This is a genomic window from Delftia sp. S65, assembly GCF_016516495.1.
Classification (GTDB): domain Bacteria; phylum Pseudomonadota; class Gammaproteobacteria; order Burkholderiales; family Burkholderiaceae_C; genus Comamonas; species Comamonas acidovorans.
Genome location: NZ_JACVUR010000056.1, coordinates 1 through 21,448, shown reverse-complemented (window position 1 = coordinate 21,448; position 21,448 = coordinate 1). Strand labels below are relative to the sequence as shown.

Annotated in this window: 18 protein-coding genes; 11 read left to right on the top strand and 7 right to left on the bottom strand. The window is 68.7% G+C overall.

Going from position 1 to position 21,448, the window contains the following annotated elements; all coding sequences use genetic code 11:
• The 4 genes from epsC to IAE24_RS27280 all read left to right on the top strand — a co-directional run bounded on the left by epsC (window position 1) and on the right by IAE24_RS27280 (window position 4,111).
• Complete coding sequence (epsC, locus tag IAE24_RS27295) at window positions 1–915, top strand: serine O-acetyltransferase EpsC (protein ID WP_012207586.1); 915 nt, start codon at window positions 1–3, stop codon at window positions 913–915.
• Complete coding sequence (locus IAE24_RS27290) at window positions 912–1,184, top strand: helix-turn-helix domain-containing protein (RefSeq protein WP_012207587.1); 273 nt, start codon at window positions 912–914, stop codon at window positions 1,182–1,184. The genes epsC and IAE24_RS27290 overlap by 4 nt, the downstream gene beginning before the upstream one ends.
• An 83-nt stretch (window positions 1,185–1,267) precedes the next feature.
• Window positions 1,268–2,200, top strand: a complete 933-nt coding sequence (locus tag IAE24_RS27285) for a family 2A encapsulin nanocompartment shell protein (RefSeq protein WP_013800566.1) — start codon at window positions 1,268–1,270, stop codon at window positions 2,198–2,200.
• Window positions 2,201–2,212: 12 nt separating this feature from the next.
• On the top strand, window positions 2,213–4,111 hold the full coding sequence (locus IAE24_RS27280) for a family 2A encapsulin nanocompartment cargo protein cysteine desulfurase (RefSeq protein ID WP_199962235.1): 1,899 nt from the start codon (window positions 2,213–2,215) through the stop codon (window positions 4,109–4,111).
• A 9-nt stretch (window positions 4,112–4,120) separates the two neighbouring features.
• Here the strand turns inward: IAE24_RS27280 and IAE24_RS27275 are convergent, their stop codons facing one another.
• Both IAE24_RS27275 and IAE24_RS27270 read right to left on the bottom strand, forming a co-directional pair.
• Window positions 4,121–5,176, bottom strand: coding sequence for an isocitrate/isopropylmalate dehydrogenase family protein (locus tag IAE24_RS27275; RefSeq protein ID WP_063328421.1), 1,056 nt, complete (start codon window positions 5,174–5,176; stop codon window positions 4,121–4,123).
• 76 nt (window positions 5,177–5,252) lie between these two features.
• Window positions 5,253–6,224: a tripartite tricarboxylate transporter substrate binding protein gene (locus IAE24_RS27270; protein ID WP_063328422.1), complete on the bottom strand. Its 972-nt coding sequence runs from the start codon at window positions 6,222–6,224 to the stop codon at window positions 5,253–5,255.
• 125 nt (window positions 6,225–6,349) lie between these two features.
• Here IAE24_RS27270 and IAE24_RS27265 point away from each other — a divergent pair, with 125 nt between their 5' ends.
• The gene (locus tag IAE24_RS27265; protein ID WP_192368333.1) at window positions 6,350–7,234 is read left to right on the top strand and encodes a LysR family transcriptional regulator; all 885 of its coding nucleotides are present in this window, start codon (window positions 6,350–6,352) and stop codon (window positions 7,232–7,234) included.
• Window positions 7,235–7,237: 3 nt separating this feature from the next.
• On the opposite strand, the gene IAE24_RS27260 is transcribed toward IAE24_RS27265, so the two are convergent.
• The 5 genes from IAE24_RS27260 to IAE24_RS27240 form a co-directional block, all read right to left on the bottom strand.
• Entirely contained in the window at window positions 7,238–8,329 is a 1,092-nt protein-coding gene (locus tag IAE24_RS27260) for a porin (RefSeq protein WP_199962236.1), read from the bottom strand.
• Window positions 8,330–8,531: 202 nt separating this feature from the next.
• Entirely contained in the window at window positions 8,532–10,148 is a 1,617-nt protein-coding gene (locus IAE24_RS27255; protein ID WP_192368331.1) for an ABC transporter substrate-binding protein, read from the bottom strand.
• A gap of 46 nt (window positions 10,149–10,194) precedes the next feature.
• Complete coding sequence (locus IAE24_RS27250) at window positions 10,195–11,658, bottom strand: amidase (protein ID WP_199962237.1); 1,464 nt, start codon at window positions 11,656–11,658, stop codon at window positions 10,195–10,197.
• A 13-nt stretch (window positions 11,659–11,671) separates the two neighbouring features.
• Window positions 11,672–12,490: an ABC transporter permease gene (locus IAE24_RS27245; RefSeq protein WP_063328427.1), complete on the bottom strand. Its 819-nt coding sequence runs from the start codon at window positions 12,488–12,490 to the stop codon at window positions 11,672–11,674.
• A gap of 4 nt (window positions 12,491–12,494) precedes the next feature.
• Entirely contained in the window at window positions 12,495–13,508 is a 1,014-nt protein-coding gene (locus tag IAE24_RS27240; RefSeq protein ID WP_199962238.1) for an ABC transporter permease, read from the bottom strand.
• A 431-nt stretch (window positions 13,509–13,939) separates the two neighbouring features.
• Between IAE24_RS27240 and IAE24_RS27235 the strand changes: the two genes are divergently transcribed.
• The 6 genes from IAE24_RS27235 to IAE24_RS27210 all read left to right on the top strand — a co-directional run bounded on the left by IAE24_RS27235 (window position 13,940) and on the right by IAE24_RS27210 (window position 21,404).
• Window positions 13,940–14,929, top strand: a complete 990-nt coding sequence (locus IAE24_RS27235; RefSeq protein WP_063328428.1) for a LysR family transcriptional regulator — start codon at window positions 13,940–13,942, stop codon at window positions 14,927–14,929.
• A 139-nt stretch (window positions 14,930–15,068) separates the two neighbouring features.
• Entirely contained in the window at window positions 15,069–15,488 is a 420-nt protein-coding gene (locus tag IAE24_RS27230) for a RidA family protein (RefSeq protein WP_063328429.1), read from the top strand.
• Between the two features lie 14 nt (window positions 15,489–15,502).
• Window positions 15,503–16,543 carry a Bug family tripartite tricarboxylate transporter substrate binding protein gene (locus IAE24_RS27225; protein WP_199962239.1) on the top strand — a complete coding sequence of 347 codons (1,041 nt, stop codon included), beginning with the start codon at window positions 15,503–15,505 and terminating at the stop codon, window positions 16,541–16,543.
• Between the two features lie 33 nt (window positions 16,544–16,576).
• Window positions 16,577–18,298: an alpha/beta fold hydrolase gene (locus tag IAE24_RS27220; protein WP_199962240.1), complete on the top strand. Its 1,722-nt coding sequence runs from the start codon at window positions 16,577–16,579 to the stop codon at window positions 18,296–18,298.
• 16 nt (window positions 18,299–18,314) lie between these two features.
• The gene (locus IAE24_RS27215) at window positions 18,315–20,078 is read left to right on the top strand and encodes an ABC transporter ATP-binding protein (RefSeq protein ID WP_199962241.1); all 1,764 of its coding nucleotides are present in this window, start codon (window positions 18,315–18,317) and stop codon (window positions 20,076–20,078) included.
• A 321-nt stretch (window positions 20,079–20,399) separates the two neighbouring features.
• Entirely contained in the window at window positions 20,400–21,404 is a 1,005-nt protein-coding gene (locus IAE24_RS27210; protein ID WP_233626391.1) for a fimbrial protein, read from the top strand.
• The last annotated feature ends 44 nt before the right edge of the window (window positions 21,405–21,448 follow it).

The window sequence follows — 21,448 nt, the reverse complement described above, 5'->3', positions numbered from 1 at the left end:
ATGGCCAGTTTCGACATTGCCGGACTCACCCAGAACCTGCATGCGGCGCGCCGCGAATGGCGCGAGGCCCACGGCCGCACCCAGGAGCCCGGGGCGCGCGAGTTTCCCTCGCGCGACGCGCTTTCCACCCTCATCGACCAGCTCAAGGCAGCCCTGTTTCCCATGCGCCTGGGCCCGCACGACCTGCGCCAGGAAAGCGAGGACATCTTCGTGGCCCACCAGCTGGACTCGGCCCTGCATGCGCTGCTGGGCCAGATACGGCTGGAGCTGCGGCTGTCCGCGCCCCACACGGCAGCGGGCGCCGACGCCATGGCGCTGGACATCGCACGCGCCTTTGCCGAGTCCCTGCCCCAGATCCGCCGCCTGCTCGACAGCGATGTGCTGGCCGCCTTCCACGGCGATCCCGCCGCGCGCAGCGTGGACGAGGTGCTGCTGTGCTATCCGGGCGTGCTGGCCATGATCCACCACCGCCTGGCCCACCAGCTGTACCTGCTGGAGCAGCCGCTGCTGGCGCGCATCGTGGCCGAGCTGTCGCATGCGCAGACGGGCATCGACATCCACCCGGGCGCGAAGATCGGGCGGGGCTTTTTCATGGACCACGGCACGGGCGTGGTGATCGGCGAGACCGCGGTGATCGGCGAACGCGTGCGGCTGTACCAGGCCGTCACCCTGGGCGCCAAGCGCTTTCCCACTGATGAGCACGGCCACCTGCGCAAGGGCCTGGCGCGCCATCCGGTGGTGGAGGACGACGTGGTCATCTACGCGGGCGCCACCATCCTGGGCCGCGTCACGCTGGGGCGCGGCGCCGTCATCGGCGGCAATGTCTGGGTGACCGAGGACGTGCCGCCCGGCGCCCACGTCACCCAGGCCCATGCGCGCGAGCACGCGCAGCAGCCCCGGGAGGTGGCCCTATGAGCACCCGGCTTGTCACCAGCTTCGGCATTGCCGTGCGCCAGGCGCGCGAGGCCCATGGCTGGTCGCAGGAGCGGCTGGCCGAGCACTCGGACCTGAACCGCTCCTACGTGGGCGAGATAGAGCGCGGCCGCGTCATCGCCTCGCTGCTGACCGTGGAGAAGCTGGCCGTCTCGCTGGGCGTGCAGCCCTCGGCCCTGGTCATGCGCGGCGAGACCGTGGCCCACGACCAGCTGGTGCGCGGCCTGCGCTTGGCGGCTATAGCATGTTGAAGACATGTGCGCGGGCCGGGACACTGGCCCTGTTTTCCCTCCTTCCCCTTCCCTTTTTCCTGAACTGATCACGGAGTCTGCACATGTCGGCAACAGTGGGCGGCACGACCGCGCTAGGCGACAACGCCGCGCGGCAACTGGCCAACGCAACCAAAACCGTTCCCCAGCTTTCGACCATCAGCCCGCGCTGGCTGACGCACCTGCTGCAATGGTCGCCGGTGGAGGCGGGCATCTACCGCCTCAACCGCGTCAAGAACCCGGAGGCCATCAAGGTCACCTGCACGGCCAAGCAGGAAGACAACCAGCTGCCGCGCACCTATGTGGACTACGAGGAGCAGCCGCGCGAGTACTTCCTCAACGCCGTCTCCACCATCCTGGATGTGCACACGCGCATCTCCGACCTCTACAGCAGCCCGCATGACCAGATCAAGGAACAGCTGCGCCTGACCATCGAGACCATCAAGGAGAACCAGGAAAGCGAGCTGATCAACAACCCCGACTACGGCCTGCTGGCCCAGGTCACGGACGAGCAGCGCATCTTCCCGCTGACCGGCGCGCCCACGCCCGACGACCTGGACGAGCTGCTGACCAAGGTCTGGAAGGAGCCCGCCTTCTTCCTGACCCATCCGCTGGCCATTGCCGCCTTCGGCCGCGAGGCCACGCGCCGCGGCACGCCGCCGCCCACGGTCAGCCTGTTCGGCTCGCAGTTCATCACCTGGCGCGGCATTCCGCTGATCCCCTCGGACAAGGTGCCCGTGGCCGATGGCAAGAGCAAGATCCTGCTGCTGCGCGTAGGCGACAAGCGCCAGGGCGTGGTCGGCCTGTACCAGCCCGGCCTGCCGGGCGAGCAGAGCCCGGGCCTGTCGGTGCGCTTCATGGGCATCAACAACCATGCCATCGCGTCCTACCTGATCTCGCTGTACTGCTCGCTGGCCGTGCTCACGCCCGACGCGCTGGCCGTGCTCGACGATGTCGAGATCGGCAAGTACCACGACTATCCCGACACCTACAAGTAAAGAGGCCGGGCGTTGACCGTGTCTGCAATCACCTCCGTGGCGCCCCAGGCGCCCTTCGACCCCGAGGCGCTGGCGCGCATGGCCAACGCCCTGTTCTCCGCCGCACCGGGATCGGCTCCTGCCCTGCCTGGTCTTCCGGGTCTTCCCGGCCTGCCTGCTGGCGTGCAGGCCCCCGTGAACGTGGCGCCGCCCGGCTCGCCGCTGGCCAGCCCCGCAGGCCTGGGCCCCGGCGTGCCGGGCACGCCCATCCCGCAGGGCCTGGCGCCGGGCAACAACCTGCTGCCGGCCTCGCCCGCGCCGCTGGCCTCGCTGGCCCACCGCGCGCCCGCGCTGCTGCCCCATGCCCAGGCCGGCAACGGCGTGCCCGACCATGTCGTGAGCGCCCTGCCCGCCTACGAGCCGCGCCTGGGATCGCAGGTGCTGGGCGTGCCCCAGCGCCAGGGCGATCCGCTGGATGCGCTGGCCGCGCTCCCGTTCACGGCACCTGCTGCACCTGCGTCACCCGCCGTGCCGCGCATCGGCGTGCCCACCGAAGGGCCCGGCATAGCGTCCACCGTGCCTTCGGCCGAGCCGCGCTTTTACTTTGTCGATCCCGTGGTGCTGCCCGCCGGCTACACCACGCCGGCCCATCCGCTGCAGCGCCAGCAGGCTTCGCACGGGGCAAGGCATGGAGCGGCCGGCGTGCAGGCGCCCTTCGACGTGCATGCCGTGCGCAGGGACTTTCCCATCCTGTCCGAGCGCGTCAACGGCCAGCCCCTGGCCTGGCTGGACAACGCGGCCACCACGCACAAGCCGCGCGCGGTGATCGAGCGCATCCGCCACTTCTACGAGCACGAGAACTCCAACATCCACCGCGCCGCGCATGAACTGGCCGCGCGCGCCACCGACGCCTACGAGGGCGCGCGCGAGCGCGTGCGCCGCTTCATCAACGCGCCCGACGTGAACGAGGTCATCTTCGTGCGCGGCACCACCGAGGCCATCAACCTCGTGGCCAAGAGCTGGGGCTGGCAGCATGTGGGCGAGGGCGACGAGATCATCGTCTCCCACCTGGAGCACCACGCCAACATCGTGCCCTGGCAGCAGCTGGCGGCCGCCAAGGGCGCGAAGATCCGCGTGATCCCGGTGGACGACTCGGGCCAGGTGCTCATCGATGAATACCGCAGGCTGCTGAACCCGCGCACCAAGATCGTCTCCGTCACCCAGGTCTCCAACGCGCTGGGCACGGTCGTGCCCGTGCAGCAGATCGTGGAGCTGGCCCACCAGGCGGGCGCCCGGGCCCTGGTCGATGGCGCGCAGTCGGTCTCGCACATGGCCGTGGACGTGCAGGCCATCGGTGCGGACTTCTTCGTGTTCTCGGGCCACAAGGTCTTCGGCCCCACGGGCATCGGCGTGGTCTGGGGACGGCGCGAGGTGCTGGAGGACATGCCGCCCTGGCAGGGCGGCGGCAACATGATTGCCGACGTGACCTTCGAGAAAACCGTCTACCAGCCCCTGCCCAACACCTTCGAGGCGGGCACCGGCAACATTGCCGACGCCGTGGGCCTGGGCGCCGCCATCGACTACGTGCAGGCCCTGGGCATGGAGCGCATCGCGCGCTACGAGCACGATCTGCTGCAGTACGGCACGCAGGCGCTGGCGCCCATCCCCGGCCTGCGCCTGATCGGCACGGCAGCCGACAAGGCCAGCGTGCTGTCCTTCGTGCTCAAGGGCTGGACCACGGCCGAGGTAGGCGAGGCGCTCAACGCCGAAGGCATCGCAGTGCGCACCGGCCACCACTGCGCCCAGCCCATCCTCAGGCGCTTCGGCGTGGAGACCACGGTGCGGCCCTCGCTGGCCTTCTACAACACCACCGAGGAAATCGACCGGCTGGCGGCCGTGGTGCAGGGGCTGGCGGCGCGCAGGCGGGGTTGAGCCCCGGGCTCAGCCCAGGCGTCTTGCAAAGGCGTCGCCCGTGGCGGCCGTGCCCAGGCGGCCGCCCACGTCGCGCGTGCACTCGCCCGCCTGGATGGCGGCCACAACGGCCTCCTCGATGGCGTGCGCCGCCGCCTCGAAGGCCTGCAGTCCCCGGCGCTGGCCATGCCAGCCCAGCAGCTGGCCGGCCGACAGGATCAGCGAGAACGGGTTGGCAATGTCCTGCCCCGCAATGTCAGGCGCCGAGCCATGTGCGGCCTGGCCCATGGCGTGGTCCCGGCCCGCATTCACCGAGCCGCCCAGGCCCAGGCTGCCCGACAGCTCGGCCGTCAGGTCCGACAGGATGTCGCCGAACATGTTGGTCGTGACGATCACGTCGAAGCGCTGCGGCGCCCGGACCACGTGGGCCATCATGGCGTCCACGATGAAGTCATCGACCTGCACCTCGGGGAAGTCGCGCGCCACTTCGTGGCAGACGTCGATGAACATGCCGTCGCCCAGCTTGAGCACATTGGCCTTGTGCACGATGCTCACATGGCGGCGGCGCGCCATGGCCAGCTCGAAGGCGCTGCGCGCGATGCGCTCGCAGCACAGGCGCGTGATGCGGCGCAGCGAGACCACGACATCGGGCGTGATCAGCATCTCGCTGCCGCCCGACTCCACGTTGCGGTCCGCGTAAAAGCCCTCGGTGTTCTCGCGCACCACCACCAGATCGAACGCGCCCACCTTCTGCTCCATGCCCGGATAGGTGCGCGCGGGGCGGATGTTGGCGTACAGGTCCAGCTCCTTGCGGAAGAACTTGGAGGGGTTGATCTCGCCCCTGGCCTCGTCCTTGAAGTCGTAGGTGGCCATGGGGCCGAGCATCAGGCCGTCGGCGGCCCGCACCTTGTCGAGCAGGGCGGGCGTAACCGTAGCGCCGTGGCGGCGCAGGCTTTCGTGGCCGGCCACATCGTGCTCCAGCACCAGGCCCAGGCCGAAGCGCCGGGATGCGGCCTGCAGCACCTGCACGGTGGCCGCCATGGTTTCCGGGCCGATGCCGTCGCCGGGCAGAACAATGATTTTCATGAAGCGTTTTCCAGACTGTGTTGAGAGGTGTTGGGGGAGGGGTGTGATGAAGGGACACCGGCCGGCGCCCCTGCCGTCATTTGTGCTGCAGCCCTGATTTGGCGGCAATGCCGCGCCACAGCGCCAGTTCCTTGCGCAGCTCCTCGCCGAAGGCGGCCGGCGTCAGGCGCACGGCGCTGGCGCCTTCGTGCTCCAGTCGGCCGGGCATGGGTTCGGCGGCGGCGGCTTCGTTGACGGCGCGGTTGAGCGCATCGACGATGGCTTTGGGCGTCTTGCCCGGCGCCAGCACGCCCCACCAGGTGCCGACCTCGAAGCCGGGCAGGCCTGCCTCGGCCACCGTGGGCGTGTCGGGAAACAGCGGCGAGCGCCGCGCGCTGGTGACGGCCAGCAGCGGCAGCTTGCCCTCGCGCACCTGGGCCAGGATGGTGGGCACGGTGGCAAAGAACAGGTCCACGCGGCCGGCCAGCAGCTCCACCGTGGCCGGGCCGCTGCCCTTGAAGGGCACATGCGTGAGCTCCAGTCCTGCGCGCTGGCGGAACATCTCGCCGGCCAGGTGGTTGATGCTGCCGTTGCCGGCCGAGCAATAGTTCAGCCCCTGCGGCTGCGCCCTGGCCGCCGCCACCAGCTGGGCCACGCTGGTGGCGCCCACCTGGCGCGAGGCCACCAGCAGCAGCGGCCCCCGGCCGATCATGGCCACGGGCGCGAAGTCCTTGAGCGGGTCGTAGGGCAGCTTGGCCTCCACGGCGGCATTGGTGATGAAGGTGGAGGTGGCGAACAGCAGCGTGTAGCCATCGGCCGGCGCCTTGGCCACGGCGGCTGCGCCAATGGCGCCACCGGCACCGCCCCGGTTGTCCACCACCACGGGCTGGCCCAGGCGCTCGCCCAGGTTCTTGGCGATGTCGCGCGCAATGCTGTCGGTGCCGCCACCGGGAGCAAAGGGAACGACCAGGGTGATGGCGCGCGCCGGGTAGGACGGCTGGGCCAGGGTGGCCAGCGGCAGGGTCAACAAGGCCGCCAGCGTGGCGCGCAGCAGGAGAAAGGGGGGCATCGGTGTCTCCGGTTCTTGGTCTTCGGGAGCGGCGCACCGGACCCGGTCACCGCATGCCTTGAATGTTTACCGCACGCACTCATGCTGTAAATTGCAAAAATCCTTTTGATTGAACCGATCTGCGCATGAATTTCGACCTGGCCGACCTGCGTGCCTTTGTCTCCGTTGCCGACCTGGGCAGCTTTCGCGCGGCGGCCGAGGCGCTGCATCTTTCCCAGCCCGCGCTGTCGCGCCGCGTGGACAAGCTGGAGCAGGCGCTGTCCTTTCGCCTGTTCGAGCGCACCACGCGCAAGGTGGAACTCAATGCCATGGGGCGCAGCTTCCTGCCGCGCGCACGCCATGTGCTGGCCGAACTGGAGAGCGCGCTGCTGGGCATGGGCGAGCTGTCCGAGCGCATCCACGGCCTGGTCTCCATCGCCTGCATTCCATCGGCCGTGGAGCATTTCCTGGCCGGCACCGTGCGTGCCTTCCACCAGCAGTTCCCGCGTATCCGCGTGCGGCTGCTGGACCAGAGCGCGCCCGACATCCTGCTGGCCGTGGCCCGGGGCGAGGCCGACTTCGGCATCAGCTACCTGGGCACGCAGGAGCCGGACCTGGATTTCGAGCCCCTGCTGTCGGAGCCCTTCGTGCTGGCCTGCCGCAGCGACCACCCGCTGGCGCGCCGGCGCAGGCTGCAATGGGCTGAACTGGACGGGCATGACTGCGTGATGCTGGCGCCGGGCAGCGGCAACCGCATGTTGATCGACCAGGCGCTGGGCACCACCGCGGCGCGCGTGCGCTGGAGCTGCGAGGTGCGCCATGTGCCAGCCCTGTTGAGCCTGGTGCAGGCCGGTGTGGGCGTGGGCGTGGTGCCGCGCCTGGCCATGCGCCCGGGCCTGGTGGGCATTCCCCTGGTGGAGCCGGCCGTGGCCCGCAGCGTGGGCGTGGTGCGCCCGCGCGGCCGGCCGCTGGCGCCCGCCGCGCAGGCGTTCAGGGACCTGCTGGGCGCAGGGGCAGCCGGGAACGCCTGATGCTCAGAACAGATGGGACACGCCGATGGCCGTGAACGAGGGATCGGCGCCTGCGCCGGCGAGGGCCAGGCCGTTGAGGGTGATGGCGGAAGCCCCTTCGTTGTTCACGCGCGCATAGCGGGCATAGAGCGTGGTGCGTTTGGACAGCGCGTAGTTGTAGCCAAGTTGCAGACCGGTGGCCCGGCTGTCCGTACCGCTGACGCGCCGCTGCGCCAGTTGTGCGATCAGCGCGTGCGGCCCCTGCACGTTCCAGCGTGCCGACAGCATGCCGTTGCTGCTGGCCGGCACCCCCGGCAACTGCGACAGATTGCGGTTGAAGGTGGCATACAGCGTGACATCGCCCAGCCGGTAGGTGGCGCCCAGAAAGTGCGATTCACTGAAACGGGGCTGGGCCACAGGCGCCGCCGCCGTACCGTTGTAGTTGCGCTGGTAGCCGTAGCCCAGATAGACCGGGCCCTGCGCATACTGCAGGTTGAAGCCCAGGCCGCGCCCGGAGCTGTTGCCGGCCTCGCCCGCCGTGACCATGGCCTCGCTCCAGACACCGCCCACGCGCGGGCTGGTGTAGCGCAAGGAGTTGTCCTGAAAGCCCGGCGTGAAGGCCGTCGATGTCGCGCCCGTCTGCTGCAGGAACATGTTCCAGCCCAGCGAGGTGCGGTTGCGTGCCAGCGGATCGGAGGTCAGCCCGACAACGAAGGTCGGCGACCACATGCGCCCCATGTCGATGGCGCCCCAGGGCCCGGACAGGCCCACATGCACCCAGCGCCCGAAGAACTTGGAGGCATTGTTCTGTGTGCCTTCATCGGCATTGATGGCCGATTCCAGGCGGAAGCTGGCCCTGAGCCCGCCGCCCAGGTCCTCGCTGCCGCGAAAGCCGAAGCGCGACACCGTCTGCAGCCCCGAGCTGAGCCGACCCACATGCGACTGCCCATTGCTGGCGCGCTCCATGCCCAGGTCCACCGCACCGTAGAGGGTGACCTGCGAGCGTCCGCTGCCTGCGGCCTCCTGGGTGTCTGCATCCGCATGGGCAAACGCCGGCACTGCCGAGGCCAGCGTGCCTGCGGTGGCCACGCCGATGAAAAATGTCTTGCCGTACATGGACCGGGAATCCTTTGACTGAAGGTGCTCTGGAAAGCGTTGAAAGATCGGGCCGGGGCAGGGGTTGCGGTGGGCCGTGGCGGGTTGCAGCGGATCGCGGCACCCGCCGCCTGCGCAACGTCCTGCCCCTTGAAATCCAGTCTAGGCAGCGCCTGTGGTTTCGACTATTCGAAGCTGGGGATCACGCGATGCGTGTTTGGGATCACGGCGCCTTGGGCTCCACCCAGGCACGGGAGAAGCTGCCGGCAGATTCCTCCACGCCCTCCAGCAGCCCGTGCACACGGCGGCTCCACACGTTGCCGCGCGGCACGCTGACCAGGGGCAGCAGCGGCAGCTCGTCCATGGCGATCTTCTGCAGGCGATGCCACAGCGCGGTGCGACGCGTCTCGTCGGTCTCCAGCGCGGCCTGCGCCAGCAAGTCGTCGGCCTGCGCATTGCGAAAGCCCGAGGCATTGACAAAGGGAATGCCCTTGCCCGCATCGGCCGAGGCATACAGGCGCTGCACGCCCGCCGTGGGGTCGAACAGGGCGCCCAGACCGTTGACCTCGAAGTCGAAATCGCGCTGCTTGTACACGCGCTGCACAAAGCCACCCAGGTCCTGGCTGCGCACGGTGACATGGATGCCCACCCGCGACAGCGCCGCCTTCACGTAATCGGCCACCAGCTTGAGCGTGGCGGTGGGAAAGTAGTCCAGCGTGACCGAGAAGCGCCGCCCGCCCTGGCCCCGGGCAAAGCCTGCCTGGTCCAGCAGCGCGTTGGCGCGGTCCACATCGTGGGCATAGGGCCGCAGCGTGGCGTCATGCCAGGGCGCCAGCGCGGGTGGCACGGGCGTGGCCAGCGGCTGGGCCAGGCCCTGGTAAGCGGCCTTGTTGAGAAAGTCCAGGTTGAGCGCGTGGGCCACGGCACGGCGCACCTGGGCATGGGAGAAATGCGGATTGCCGAGATTGAACTCCACGGCCGCGATGTTGTTCAGGTAGGCACTGGGCAGAGCCTGTGCATGCAGGCGCGGATGTTTTGACAGCCGGGCGATATCGTTGAGCGATACGGAGGTGCTGAAGTCTGCGGCCCCCGTCTCCAGCGCAGCGGCAATGGCCGCAGGATCTGCCGAAAAGCGGTAGATGAGGCGGTCCAGATAGGGCAGTCCCACGTCCCAGTAATCGGGGTTGCGCTCCAGCTCGGCATGCGAGCCGCGCACCCATTGCCTGAAACGGAACGGCCCCGTGCCCACGGGCGCGGCCGCGTTGCGCGCTGCCGCCTCCGGGCCCTGGGCATGGAGATGGCGCGGCACGATGGGCGACTCGGCCGATGACAGCGAGCGCAGCAGATAGGGCGCAGGCGCCTTCAGGTGCAGCACGGCCGTGTGCGCATCCGGCGTCTCCACCCGCTCCAGCTGGGCCAGCGTGCCACGCCCGCGCGGATTCACACGCTGCAGCTCCTGCAGGGAAAAGGCCACGTCGGCCGAGGTAAAGGGCTGGCCGTCATGCCAGCGCACATTCCGGCGCAGCGTGAAGCGGTAGCGCCGGCCGTCGGCCGAGACCGACCATGCCGTGGCCAGCAGCGGCTGCGGCGCAAAGCGGTCGTCAAAGCGCAGCAGCCCTTCGGTGATCTTGGCCGAGATGTCACGCGTGCCCACGGTGATGTTCGCCAGCGATAGCAGGGCCGGCGGCTCGGCGCCGATGACGGTGAGCGTGCCGCCCCGCACCGGTGGGGGTAAGGGCAGGGAGGAAGAGTCCTGGGCGCGGGCGCACCAGGGAAACAGCAGGCCAGGGCCGGCCAGGGCCAGAAAGCCCCGGCGCGGCATGCCGTGGACAACAGACATAGACACTCCAGTCAGACAGGTAAGGAAACAGGGATGCGCACGGGGTTCACCCAGGGGCCACACAGGGCGGGCGCTGCTGCGCCCAGGGAGCCAGGCATTCCAGCGCGGCGGCCAGCTGCAGCAGCCGCAGCTCGCCATGCCAGGGGCCGACCAGTTGCAGGCCCACGGGCAGGCCGGCGCGCGTCCAGCCCACCGGCACGGTCAGGGCAGGATGGCCGCTGAGGTTGAAGGGATGACAGTGGTGTATCCAGGCCGTGCGCAGCGGGCCCCAGGCCTGTCCGTCGATGATCAGATCGGCCGATGGTTCGGCCTCGGCCAGCACGGCCGGGGCCGACAGCGTGGGCGTGGCCACCACATCGGCCTGCTCGAACAGCGCCTGCACCTGCCGGAACATGGCCGTGCGCCCGTGCAGTCCCTGCAGCAAGGGCTCCCTGCCCAGCCGTGCACCGGCCTGCAGGCGTTGGCGGAATGTGGGAGGCAGTGCGGCAGCGTGCTCGCGCAGCAGGTCGCCGAAGCGGTGCTGGTTCACGGCCGCAGCCACAGCCCCGAGGATGGCGCTGGAAGCGCCGAGGTCCACGTGCCCCTCTTCCACACCCGCCCCTGCACCGGCCAGCCTGGTCAGTGCCTGCTCGCACAGCGCGCGCACTTCCGCGTCCAGCCCTTCGGCGCCTTCACCGGCAGCCATGAACGGCAACCAGCGCAGGCGCAAGCCAGGAATGGCGCGCAGGCTGCGGCCAGCCTCGGCCGCTTCACGCAGGCCCGTGGCAGGCGGCGCGGCCTGCGACCAGGGATCACCGGCATGGGGGCCTGCAATGGTCTGCAGCACGGTGGCCAGGTCATGCACGGTACGCGCCATCGGCCCGGTCTGCCCCAGGGAGCCGAAGCCGTCGGGCGGATCGTCACTGGGGATCAGGCCATGCGTGGCCTTCAGGCCCAGCACGCCGCAGCAGGCGGCCGGCACGCGCACCGAGCCGCCCGCGTCCGTGCCCAGTGCCAGCGTGCTGGCGCCCACGGCCACGCTGGCCGCACTGCCGCCGCTGGAGCCACCCGGTGTGCGGCGCGCGTCCCAGGGGTTGAGCGCGGTGCCATAGTGGGCGTTCTGGTTGGTCGGCCGGTGGCCGAACTCGGGCATGTTGTTCATGCCGACGAAGACAGCGCCAGCAGCGCGCAGCCGCGCCACCGCCGGATCGTCGTGTGCGCACAGCTGTCCGCCGAACAGTGCCGATCCATGGGTGCGCGGTGCCGCCCGCACGGCCAGGCAGTCCTTGACGGAAAAGGGCACGCCGCACAGCGGATGGTTGTCGCGCCGCTCGCGCCAGGCACGCTCGGCGCGGTGCGCGGCCTGCAGTGCGGCATCGCGCCCGGTCCAGGTGAACAGGCGCAACGGCGTGTCCAGCGCCTGCATCGCCTCGATGCGTTCGAAGGTGGCAACCGCCACCTCCACGGGGGAGAGTTCACGCGCGGCGAACCGCCGGGCCAGGTCCTGGGCGGACAGCAGGGTGATATCCATTGGGGGGCCGCCGTCAGCGCCCGCGCAGGCGCGGGTTGAGGTGGTCGTTGAGCGCATCGCCCACCAGGTTCAGGGCCAGCACCACCACCGAGATGGCAGCGCCGGGCAGTGTGCTCAGGTACCAGTCGGTGCGCAGCGCATCGCGGCCCGCGCCTATCATGCCGCCCCAACTGAGCACCTCTGGGTCGCCTATGCCCAGGAAGGACAGCGCGGATTCGAGCAGGATGGCGCTGGCCACCATCGCCGAGGCGGTGACGATGACGGGCGCCAGCGCATTGGGCAGGATTTCGCGGCAGATGATGTGCAGATCGCCAAAGCCCTGGCTGCGCGCGGCCAGCACAAAGTCGGCCTCCCGCAACTGGCGAAACTGGGCCCGTACCAGGCGGGCGCAGCCCGGCCACGACGCCAGGCCGATGGCGAAGGCCACCGTGCGCGATGACGGGCCTGCAATGGCGACGATGACCACGGCCATGAGCAAGGTCGGCGTGGTCTGGAAGAGTTCGGTCAGGCGCGTGAGCGCCTTGTCCGCCCAGCCGCCGTAGTAGCCGCCCACGGCACCGGCCACCGTGCCTATGGACAGTCCCACCAGGGCCGCGCAGGCCCCCACCTGCAGCGAGGCCCGGGCACCATGGGCGAGCTGGGCTGCCAGATCACGTCCCAGCGCATCCGTTCCCAGCGCAAAGGCGGGGTCCTGCAGGGGCCACAGCAGTGCAGGACCGGCCATATCCAGCGGATCACCCGGGTAGAGCCAGCCCGCCAGCGCGGCGGTGACGACAAACAGCGCAAGAATGGCCAGGCCCAGCAGAGCAGACAGGGAAATGCGCGATGGCATGGCCCTACCCTCCCGCCGCCGTGGCGGCCCTGGATGCCACGGACATGCGCGGGTCAATGGCCGCATGCAGCAGATCGACCAGCACATTGGCCACGATGACCACCAGCGAGGCCAGCAGCAGGACGCCCAGCAGCAATCGGAAGTCGCGCGCCATCACGGCCTCCAGCGCCAGGTTGCCCATGCCGGGCCAGCCGAACACGGTTTCGATCACCACCGAGCCGCCCAGCAGGTTGCCGATGTGCAGGCCAGCCACCGTGGTGACGGGAATGAGGGCATTGCGCAGCACATGGCGCAACTGCACGGTCACCGGCCCCACGCCCTTGGCGCGCGCCGTGCGCACGAAGTCCTGCCCGGCCATCTCCAGCATGGCGGCGCGCGTCAGCCGCGCATAGATGGCCACGAAGAAGGTGGACAGTGCCAGCGCGGGCAGCGCCAGATGCCAGGCCCGGTCCGTCCAGGCAGACCAGCCCTGCAGGTCTGACCCGGCAGAAAAGCTGCCGCCGCTGGGAAACCAGCCCAGGTGCACGGCAAAGCCCACCACCGCCATCAGGCCGACCCAGAAGCCCGGCATGGAATACAGCACCAGCACCCCGGCCGACAGCAGCCGGTCGGGCCAGCGCCCCGCACAGCTGGCCATGACCACACCGGCAGCCATGCCCACGGCCAGTGCAATGGCCCAGGCCGAGAGCATCAGCTGCAAGGTGCCCGGCAGACGCGAGGCGATCAGCCCGGCCACGGGGGTCTGATAGCGCAGCGACTCGCCCAGGTCCAGCCGCGCCAGCCCCAGCAGATAGTGGGCCAGCTGCGTGAACAGGCCCTGGTCCAGCCCGAAGCGGGCCCGCCACTGCGCCATCAGCTCGGCCGTGGCGCTGCCCGACTCGGCGGCCAGCACATCCGCCGCGTCGCCGGGAACCAGCTGCAGCAGCAGGAAGTTGAGGATGACGATGCCCAGCATCGTCGGCAGGGCCTGGGCCGCCAGGCGGCACAGGCGGGACAGCAGGGGGAAGGAGACAGGCATGGGCGAGGGATCGCAGGGCGAGGGAAGACGGTCAGCGGCCACGGGCATCGAGGCTAAAAGCCGGTGCAACGGGTGCAGGCAGTGCGGACGAAAGCGCTGAACGGCCGTAAGAAAGGACGGAAGAGGCAGCGCGGCAATTCACCACGCCAGGAGCATGCGCAAAGTCTAGGAGCGCATGCCCCTTTTGCCGTGATCGAACGCGGGGATCACCTCATGCAGCTTTGCGATCACCCGCTTGCAGCATGGCATGGGGCAGGCACTGCACATATGCGAGGTCCGAGCAAACTCATGCGCATCGCTTCGTTCACGCGAAGGGGCTGTGCGGCCAACATGGCCCCTCCCGCAGCAGGTGGGGAACATGTCTCCGGTGCAAGCCGGAGTCGCCAGCCAGCCTGCCAGCAGCCCCGCTTGCATGGATTCCAAGGCGCACCATGACCCTTCCCGCCCCGCCCACGATCGCCACTCTTCCGTTTCGCCTCAAGTTCCGCCAGCTCGTGCTGCTCGATGCCCTGGGCGCATCGCAGTCGCTGCGCAAGGCGGCCGCGCAGACACACCTGACCCAGCCGGCGGCCTCTCGCGCCATGGCCGAACTGGAGTCGGCCTTTGGCGTGCAGCTGTTCGAGCGCTCGCATTCGGGCATGGCTCCCACGGTGTACGGCAATGCCCTCATCCAGCATGCACGCCGCGTGCTGTTCGACGTGCAGCAGGCCCATGCCGAAATCCAGGCCCTGCGCTCGGGTTCGCAGGGCGTGGTGCGCCTGGGCTCGCTGCTGCCGCCTGCCACTGGCCTGCTTCCCAAGGCCGTCGGAGAAATCAAGAAGCGCCTGCCCCATCTGCGCATTTCGCTGGAGCAATTGCCCCAGAAGCCGCTGGTGGACCGCGTGCGCGAGGGCAGCCTGGACATCGCGCTGTGCCGCCACATCACCGACCGGGACGATGCCGCTGGACTGGAGCAGTCCGTGCTTTTCGACGAGGACTATGTGCTGGTCGCAGGACGCAGCCACCGGTTTGCGCGCTCGCGCAGCGTGAAGCTGGCCGAGCTCATTGACGACCCCTGGATCCTGCCCCACGGCAGCGGCCCTTTCCACGCCCATGTGCAGGCCCTGTTCCTGGGCCGCGTGGGCTGCATGCCGGCCAACGTAGTGGAGTCGTCCACGCCGCTGGCCGCCAACCTGCAACTGGTGGAGCAGTACGGCTTTCTCAACTTCATGCAAAAGACGGTGGCCCAGCGCTACGCGCAGCGCAGGCAGCTGTCCATACTGCCGATCACGCTGAGCAATCCGCTGGGTCCCCACGTCATCGCCGTGCGCGCCAACATGGGCGCATCGCCGGCCGTGCGCACCGTGCTGGAAGCGCTGCGCGATGCCGCCGCCGCCGAGCTGCCCGAGAACCAGCAGGCATTGCAGGCCCTGCGCGCCTGACCTGCGGGCCGCCCGCGCACCACAAGCCGGGTGAACCGATTTGCGCAACACCCGAGGCCGTCTTTCGAATAGGCGGCGCGGCCTTGTGCTCCTATTCTGAAAGTCCGCCGCGCCATGGGGCGCGGACCCTCAGGACGAGATGAGCACACCACCCGCCTCCGCGTTTCGCACCACCAATCCCCCCGCCCTGGGCGAGCCTCTGGGCAGCTACTCGCAGATCCTCGAAGCGCCCGCAGGCAGCGCACTGGTCTTTCTTTCAGGCCAGACGCCCCGGCGCGATGACGGCAGCATCCCCGCCGACTTCGCGCAGCAGGCCGAGCTGGTCTGGCAGCGCATCGCAACGGCGCTGCAGGCCGTGGACCTGACACCCGCCCACATCTGCCGCGTGGTCACCTACCTGACCGACGCCAGTGACGCGCCCACCCACGCCCGCATCCGCAGCCACTACCTGGGCAGTGCACGGCCGTCATCCACGGGCGTGGTGGTGCCGGCGCTGTTCCACCCCGACTACCGCATCGAGGTCGAGGTCACGGCCGCCCGTCCTCCTGGCAGCCCATGAAAACAGGACATCCCATGCATACATCTGCGCCATCGCCCTTTCCTTCCTCGACCTTTTCTTCCTCGACCTTCTCTTCCTCGGTCATTACCCGGCGCCGCGCCCTGGCCGGCGCCCTGGCCGCCCTGGTCGCTGCAGACGCCACGGCCCGGGACAGCGCTCCCGCCTATCCGTCCGGCGTCATCCGCATCGTGGTTCCCACATCGGCTGGCGGCTCGGTGGACTCCACGGGTCGCCTGCTGGCAGAGGCACTTGCCAAGCCGCTGGCGGCCAAGATTGTGGTGGAGAACAAGGCCGGCGCGGGCGGCCTGATCGGCATCGACAGCGTCATCAAGAGCCCGGCCGACGGCCACACGCTGGCCCTGGGCATTGCAGCCACGCTGTCGGTGCAGCCCGCCGTGCGCAGCCAGCTGCCCTATAGCGCCACGCGCGACCTGGCGCCCATCGCGGTCTTCGCGCAGGGCGGCCTGGTCATTGCCGTGCCGGCCTCCAGCCCCGTCCATACGGTGCAGGACCTGAAGGCGCTGGCCAAAACACGGGGCGAGCTGAGCTTCGGCACCGGCGGACAGGCCACCTTCGGCCATCTCACGGGCGAGGTGATAGCCCATGCGCTGGGCATAGGCATGCGCCACATCCCCTATCGGGGCGCCGCACCGGCAGTCACCGACCTGGCCGGCGGCCTGCTGGACCTGGCCATTCCCGATGCCTTCTCAGCCGCACCTCAGGTGCAGGCCGGCAAGCTGCGCGTGATCGCCATCGCAGGCCCCGACCGCCATCCCACGTTTGCGCAGGTGCCCACGCTGGCCGAGTCGGGCATTCCCTTCGACCGGGGAACCTGGCTGGGCCTGTTCGCCCCGGCCGCCACGCCTGCGCCCGTGCTGGAGCAACTGACCGCAGCGCTGCGCCAGCTTTCGGCGTCCCGCGAATTCCAGGACAGCGTTGCCCGGCTGGGCTTCACGCCCGTCTTCATCGCACCGGACGCCGTGCGCCAGATGCTGGCGCGCGAGATCGCCGCCTGGCAGGCCGTGGCACGCCAGGCGCACATACAGCTCGATTGATTTCCCATGCATTCCCACTTCAGAAAAAACACCATGACTTCAAGCATCCTGGACCACCACGGAGACGGCTTCATCCACGCCAACGGCCTGCGCCTGCACTACGAGCAATGGGGCGATGGCCCCCATGTGGTGATCGCACTGCACGGCACCTCCCTGCACGGGCGGGTCTGGGCGTGGCTGGCCGCCTCGCTGGGCCCCGAGTACCGGCTGATCGGTCTGGACCAGCGCTCGCATGGTGACTCGCAGCGCGCCGGTAGCGGCCAGTACCAGGTGGAGCACTACGGCGCCGATCTGGAAGCCTTCATCGACCGCCTTGGCCTGGAGCGCGTCAGCCTGGTCGGCTCGTCGCTGGGCTCACGCGTGGCGCTGTGGTATGCGGCCCGCCATCCCCGCAAAGTGGCGGCGCTGGCCCTGCTGGACCTGAGCTTCGAGATGCCCACCGAGGCCTCGGAGCACATGGTCTCGGCCCATTTGTCACGCCCGCGCCGGTTTGCGGATATGGATGCCGCCCTGGCCTTCTCGCGCACCCTGCCCCAGCGTCGCCGCTTCAGTGACGAAGTGCATCTGCGCACGCTGCAGGGCGATCTGCGCAGGCTGGACGATGGCCAGCTCGAATGGCGCTATGACCGCGATGCCGCCATCGAGACCCTGCGCTGCGCGGCGCGCGACATGTGGGACAGCGTGCGCGCCATCGAGGCGCCCACCACCATCCTGCGCGGTGCCGACAGCGACGTGCTCATCGCGCCCACCGTCCAGCGGCTGCAGCGCGAACTGCGGGGTCTGCACATGCTGGACGTGCCCGATGCAGGCCACTCGATCTGGGGCGACAACCCGCAGTTCACGGCCCGCGCCATCGAAGAGGCTCTGCGACGCGCGCGACCAGCTCCCGCCGCCGAGTCCGAGGATGCCTGCGCGCCCGCGCCGCTGTCCTGGACACAGGGGCGCCCGCTGTCCATTGCCACCGGCAGCCTGCGCTTTCATGCGCTCGAATGGGGCCAGCCCAACGCACCGGCCCTGGTCTGCCTGCACGGCACGTCCATGCAGGCATCGGCCTGGAGCGCGCTGGGCTCGGCCCTTTCGGCCCACTGGCGCGTGATCGCCATCGATATGCGCGGCCACGGCCAGTCCGACAAGCCGGCCAGCGGCTATGCGCTCACCGACTATGCCGACGATCTGCGTGCCATCTTCGATGCGCTGGGCCTGGCGCAGGCCAGCCTCATCGGCAGCTCGCTGGGCACCCAGGTGGCCATGGCCTTTTCGGCTCGCCATCCGCAGCGCGTGCAGCGCCTCGTCCTGTCCGATCCCAGCTGCCTCATCGCGCAACAGGCCATAGACCAGTACGTGGCCCTGCACCGCTCGCGCCCGCGCAGCTTCACCGGCTGGGACGAGGCCCTGGCCTTCTCGCACAGCCTGCCCCAGCGCAGGCGGTTCTCGCCCGAGGTGCACCGCTTCACGCTGCAAGGCGACCTGGGCGTCGGCGACGACGGCCGGCTGCACTGGCGCTACGCACTGGACCCCATCCTGCAGACCTTCGAGGCGCTCACGGTGGACCAATCGGCCGACATTGCCGCCACGCGCGCGCCCGTACTCATCCTGCGCGGCAGCGAGTCGCATGTGCTGTCCCGCCCCGATGCGCTGCGCCTGCTGGACGCCTTTCCCCGGGCCGAACTGGTGGAGATTGGCGAGTGCGGCCACACCATCTGGGGCGACCAGCCGCAGGTGATGGCGCAGCATGTGCGGGCTTTCCTGGCCTGAAGGCACAGCCCGCGCCATGGTCACAGCCCTCCCTCGGACAGCAGCCCCGCCGCTGCTGGACATACGCCAGTTGCGCATTGCTTTCCCGGGCCGCGCCGGTCCTGTCGAGGCCGTGCGAGGCCTTGACCTCGAACTGCGACGCGGCCAGACCCTGGCCCTGGTCGGCGAGTCAGGCTGCGGAAAATCCACCACGGCCCTGGCCGTGCTGCGCCTGCTGGCGCCCGGAGCCCAGGTGAGCGGCCGCATCCTGCTGCAGGGCCGCGACATCCTGGCCCTGCCGCCGGCCGAACTGCGGGCAATACGCGGTCGTGACATCGCCATGGTCTTCCAGGAGCCCATGACGTCCCTGAACCCGGTGCATACCATCGGCGAGCAGATCACCGAGACGCTGCGCCTGCACGCAGGACCCGATGAACGGCTGAATGCCGCAGCCGCACGCCGCCGCGCCATCGAACTGCTGGAGCGCGTGCGCCTCCCGGAGCCCCAGCGCCGTATCGACGACCATCCCCATCACCTGTCGGGCGGCCAGCGCCAGCGGGTGATGATTGCCATGGCCATCGCCTGCCGCCCCCGCCTGCTGGTGGCCGACGAACCCACGACGGCGCTGGACGTGACCGTGCAGGCGCAGATCCTGGAACTGCTGGACAGCCTGCGCCGCGAAATGGACATGGGCATGCTGCTCATCACCCATGACCTGGGCCTGGTCAGCCAATGGGCAGACCGTGTCGCCGTGATGCATGGTGGACGCAAGCTCGAAGAGGCAGACACACCCACCCTGTTCAGGACGCCCACCCACAGCTATACGCGCGGCCTGCTGGGTGCCTCGCTGCACGGCGAGGCAACGGGGGCTACACAGGTGCGCCACCACGGCCAGGGCCCGCTGCCCGAGATCCGCATCCACTCGGAGCCGGGAACGAAGGAGGCGCGCTTCACGCTGTTCACCCCCCAGGTCGCGTCACCGCCTGCCCATGCACTGCAACCGGCCCTGCAGACCACCGTGCCCTTGCTGCAGGTACAGGCGCTGCGGGTGGAGCACATCCGGCGCGACGCCAGCGTGCTGCGCGCCGTAGACGGTGTGGACTTTCATATCGGCGCGGGCGAGACACTGGGGCTGGTGGGCGAATCCGGCTGCGGCAAGTCCACCCTGTCGCGTGCGCTGCTGCGGCTGCAGACACCCGCGTCCGGGCGCATTGCACTGGACGGGACCGACCTTGTCCCGCTCCATGGCCGCGCGCTCAGGCCGTGGCGGCGCCGCATGCAGATGGTGTTCCAAGACCCTTATGGATCGCTGAATCCGCGCCACCGCGTGCAGGACATCCTGGACGCAGTGCTGGCCGCGCATGGCGAGGCCTCGCGCGCGCGGCGGCAGCAGCGCATCGCTGCCATGCTCGACCGCGTAGGCTTGCCGCGCGGCGCGGCCGAGCGCTATCCGCACGAATTCTCGGGCGGACAGCGCCAGCGCATAGGCATTGCGCGCGCCCTGGTGGTGCGGCCCTCCCTGGTGGTGCTGGACGAGCCCGTTTCCGCGCTCGACGTGTCGGTGCAGGCACAGATACTGAACCTGCTGGTGGAACTGAAAAGGGACTTCGGCCTCTCCTACCTCTTCATCTCTCACGACCTGTCCGTGGTGCGCTACATCGCCGACCGTGTCGTGGTGATGCACCAGGGCCGCATCGTGGAAAGCGGCGACCACGGGCAGATCTGGCATGCCCCCCGCCATGCCTACACCCGCAGCCTGATCGACGCCATTCCCGGAGCCCGCAAAGGCCGACCCGGGTGAGGCAAGACCAGGACAGATGCAAAGGCCGCCTACTCCGCCCTGGCCGTAGTTGAGCCGGCCCGGCCTGGCGCGCGCCGCCTCCAGCAGATCGTTGACCGAGCGCAGCGGCGAGGCCAACAGCAGCAGCGACCACCCGCTGGCGCGCCGGCGCCGGCCGGATGGCCTGCGAGGCCATGTGCGGAAAAGCGGACGGAACACGGCATTGGATTCATAAAAAGCATTGCCAATATCAGAATGATCCTATGGATTTTCATAAATCATAGGAATAGACTTTGGAGCACGCCCATCAAACTCTTCTGCATCGTTTCCGGTTTCATTCATATGAAAAAAATCAGATATTTTCTCATTCCGGCAACGCTTTGCTTTTCTGTAAGCTCCATTTATGGAGGCATGTTTACACCGGCAGTATCCATCGTCCAATTACCGGAAATCATCAACGTTCCTGCAGGAAATATCATGAATGGATCAGTGCTATGGGAATCGCCCATGGTCAAATCCACTCTCGACACCATTTCCTACAGTGTGCTTTCGGGGCCATCTTCAGAAATATGGCCCCAAATCATGAACCCCACTACGCTGGACGGCGATATCTACTCCACATCTTTGCGCGGAATAGGAATCCGTTGGCGTGCCACATGGAAAGCCAGGAATTTCCCCAATGGCAAAACCATGTCCATCACCACTCAATCCAACAATTCAGGAGCCACGGGATGGCAAAAGGATGATGTACATGAGCAAGCCATATGGCTCCAACTCATCAAGACAGGCGCCGTTCAATCGGGCACTTTCAGCGTCAGCAGCTATGCATCCGCCCGGTTTGACTGCAATAGCCTTTGCAATATCTGGTCCGTGATGGCGGCCGGCAGCACCGTGGTGCGCACAGGCGCCAGTTGCCGGGTGAAGACAAGCAACATCGCCGTGAACCTGCAGCGAATCAACAGGTCACAGTTCAACGGGATAGGCGCTACCTCCGCGCCCCAGTCATTCGATCTGGAACTGATCTGCACCGGGGGCGATGCCAATTCCACCCTGCGCCCGTTCGTCACGCTCACGGATGCCAACGATGCCGCCAACCGCTCCGATGTGCTGACGGTGACCGGAGGGGCTGCCGGCATCGGCATCCAGATCCGCAGCAGCGACAAGGTCATCAGCTACGGCGAGGACTCCGCCAACTTCGGCAATCCCAACCAGTGGCAGGCGGGCATCATCACCCCAAACACCAGCAACCACGTGATTCCATTGACGGCGCGCTATGTCCAGACCCAGCCCTCCGTCACCACAGGCCTGGCCAACGGACGGGCCACCTTCACGCTCAATTACCAGTGACCTGCCAGTGACCTGCCAGTGACCTGCCAGTGACCTGCCAGTGA

What these genes read in the sequence shown, in the direction of transcription:
- IAE24_RS27250 (WP_199962237.1), bottom strand. Translation starts at nt 11,658, where the DNA reads ATGGATATCACCCTGCTGTCCGCCCAGGACCTGGCCCGGCGGTTCGCC.
- IAE24_RS27265 (WP_192368333.1), top strand. Translation starts at nt 6,350, where the DNA reads ATGAATTTCGACCTGGCCGACCTGCGTGCCTTTGTCTCCGTTGCCGAC.
- IAE24_RS27230 (WP_063328429.1), top strand. Translation starts at nt 15,069, where the DNA reads ATGAGCACACCACCCGCCTCCGCGTTTCGCACCACCAATCCCCCCGCC.
- IAE24_RS27225 (WP_199962239.1), top strand. Translation starts at nt 15,503, where the DNA reads ATGCATACATCTGCGCCATCGCCCTTTCCTTCCTCGACCTTTTCTTCC.
- IAE24_RS27255 (WP_192368331.1), bottom strand. Translation starts at nt 10,148, where the DNA reads ATGTCTGTTGTCCACGGCATGCCGCGCCGGGGCTTTCTGGCCCTGGCC.
- IAE24_RS27215 (WP_199962241.1), top strand. Translation starts at nt 18,315, where the DNA reads ATGGTCACAGCCCTCCCTCGGACAGCAGCCCCGCCGCTGCTGGACATA.
- epsC (WP_012207586.1), top strand. Translation starts at nt 1, where the DNA reads ATGGCCAGTTTCGACATTGCCGGACTCACCCAGAACCTGCATGCGGCG.
- IAE24_RS27275 (WP_063328421.1), bottom strand. Translation starts at nt 5,176, where the DNA reads ATGAAAATCATTGTTCTGCCCGGCGACGGCATCGGCCCGGAAACCATG.
- IAE24_RS27235 (WP_063328428.1), top strand. Translation starts at nt 13,940, where the DNA reads ATGACCCTTCCCGCCCCGCCCACGATCGCCACTCTTCCGTTTCGCCTC.
- IAE24_RS27220 (WP_199962240.1), top strand. Translation starts at nt 16,577, where the DNA reads ATGACTTCAAGCATCCTGGACCACCACGGAGACGGCTTCATCCACGCC.
- IAE24_RS27260 (WP_199962236.1), bottom strand. Translation starts at nt 8,329, where the DNA reads ATGTACGGCAAGACATTTTTCATCGGCGTGGCCACCGCAGGCACGCTG.
- IAE24_RS27285 (WP_013800566.1), top strand. Translation starts at nt 1,268, where the DNA reads ATGTCGGCAACAGTGGGCGGCACGACCGCGCTAGGCGACAACGCCGCG.
- IAE24_RS27245 (WP_063328427.1), bottom strand. Translation starts at nt 12,490, where the DNA reads ATGCCATCGCGCATTTCCCTGTCTGCTCTGCTGGGCCTGGCCATTCTT.
- IAE24_RS27270 (WP_063328422.1), bottom strand. Translation starts at nt 6,224, where the DNA reads ATGCCCCCCTTTCTCCTGCTGCGCGCCACGCTGGCGGCCTTGTTGACC.
- IAE24_RS27210 (WP_233626391.1), top strand. Translation starts at nt 20,400, where the DNA reads ATGAAAAAAATCAGATATTTTCTCATTCCGGCAACGCTTTGCTTTTCT.
- IAE24_RS27290 (WP_012207587.1), top strand. Translation starts at nt 912, where the DNA reads ATGAGCACCCGGCTTGTCACCAGCTTCGGCATTGCCGTGCGCCAGGCG.
- IAE24_RS27240 (WP_199962238.1), bottom strand. Translation starts at nt 13,508, where the DNA reads ATGCCTGTCTCCTTCCCCCTGCTGTCCCGCCTGTGCCGCCTGGCGGCC.